The organism is Euzebya tangerina (assembly GCF_003074135.1).
In the GTDB taxonomy this organism is placed as follows: domain Bacteria; phylum Actinomycetota; class Nitriliruptoria; order Euzebyales; family Euzebyaceae; genus Euzebya; species Euzebya tangerina.
Map to the genome: position 1 here is coordinate 1 of NZ_PPDK01000007.1, position 1743 is coordinate 1743.

General features: G+C 46.8%; 1 protein-coding gene and 1 pseudogene. Both read right to left on the reverse strand.

Features of this window, described 5'->3' with window-relative positions; translation table 11 throughout:
- Positions 1 to 129 precede the first annotated feature (129 nt).
- The gene (locus C1746_RS21790) at positions 130 to 990 is read right to left on the reverse strand and encodes a broad-spectrum class A beta-lactamase TEM-1 (protein ID WP_000027057.1); all 861 of its coding nucleotides are present in this window, start codon (positions 988 to 990) and stop codon (positions 130 to 132) included.
- 182 nt (positions 991 to 1172) lie between these two features.
- A pseudogene (locus C1746_RS21795) lies at positions 1173 to 1640 on the reverse strand (recombinase family protein); the annotation flags it as partial.
- Positions 1641 to 1743: the final 103 nt, after the last annotated feature.

Sequence of the window (1743 nt, forward strand, 5' to 3'; positions counted from 1 at the left end):
GAACGAAAACTCACGTTAAGGGATTTTGGTCATGAGATTATCAAAAAGGATCTTCACCTAGATCCTTTTAAATTAAAAATGAAGTTTTAAATCAATCTAAAGTATATATGAGTAAACTTGGTCTGACAGTTACCAATGCTTAATCAGTGAGGCACCTATCTCAGCGATCTGTCTATTTCGTTCATCCATAGTTGCCTGACTCCCCGTCGTGTAGATAACTACGATACGGGAGGGCTTACCATCTGGCCCCAGTGCTGCAATGATACCGCGAGACCCACGCTCACCGGCTCCAGATTTATCAGCAATAAACCAGCCAGCCGGAAGGGCCGAGCGCAGAAGTGGTCCTGCAACTTTATCCGCCTCCATCCAGTCTATTAATTGTTGCCGGGAAGCTAGAGTAAGTAGTTCGCCAGTTAATAGTTTGCGCAACGTTGTTGCCATTGCTGCAGGCATCGTGGTGTCACGCTCGTCGTTTGGTATGGCTTCATTCAGCTCCGGTTCCCAACGATCAAGGCGAGTTACATGATCCCCCATGTTGTGCAAAAAAGCGGTTAGCTCCTTCGGTCCTCCGATCGTTGTCAGAAGTAAGTTGGCAGCAGTGTTATCACTCATGGTTATGGCAGCACTGCATAATTCTCTTACTGTCATGCCATCCGTAAGATGCTTTTCTGTGACTGGTGAGTACTCAACCAAGTCATTCTGAGAATAGTGTATGCGGCGACCGAGTTGCTCTTGCCCGGCGTCAACACGGGATAATACCGCACCACATAGCAGAACTTTAAAAGTGCTCATCATTGGAAAACGTTCTTCGGGGCGAAAACTCTCAAGGATCTTACCGCTGTTGAGATCCAGTTCGATGTAACCCACTCGTGCACCCAACTGATCTTCAGCATCTTTTACTTTCACCAGCGTTTCTGGGTGAGCAAAAACAGGAAGGCAAAATGCCGCAAAAAAGGGAATAAGGGCGACACGAAAATGTTGAATACTCATACTCTTCCTTTTTCAATATTATTGAAGCATTTACCAGGGTTATTGTCTCATGAGCGGATACATATTTGAATGTATTTAGAAAAATAAACAAATAGGGGTTCCGCGCACATTTCCCCGAAAAGTGCCACCTGACGTCTAAGAAACCATTATTATCATGACATTAACCTATAAAAATAAGCGTATCACGAGGCCCTTTCGTCTTCAAGAATTTTATAAACCGTGGAGCGGGCAATACTGAGCTGATGAGCAATTTCCGTTGCACCAGTGCCCTTCTGATGAAGCGTCAGCACGACGTTCCTGTCCACGGTACGCCTGCGGCCAAATTTGATTCCTTTCAGCTTTGCTTCCTGTCGGCCCTCATTCGTGCGTTCTAGGATCCTCCGGCGTTCAGCCTGTGCCACAGCCGACAGGATGGTGACCACCATTTGCCCCATATCACCGTCGGTACTGATCCCGTCATCAATGAACCGGACTGCCACGCCCTGAGCGTCAAATTCCTTTATCAGTTGGATCATATCGGCAGTGTCGCGGCCAAGACGGTCGAGTTTCTTAACCAGAATGACATCACCTTCCTCCACCTTCATCCTCAGCAAATCCAGCCCTTCCCGGTCTGTTGAACTGCCGGATGCCTTATCGGTAAATATACGGTTTATCGCCGTTCTGGTTGGGGCAATGACTTTGGCGGGTTGTGCCTCAACTAGATATACGGACATTTACGGCAATCAAAAAAATTTCCTGCTTGATCATTGTAAT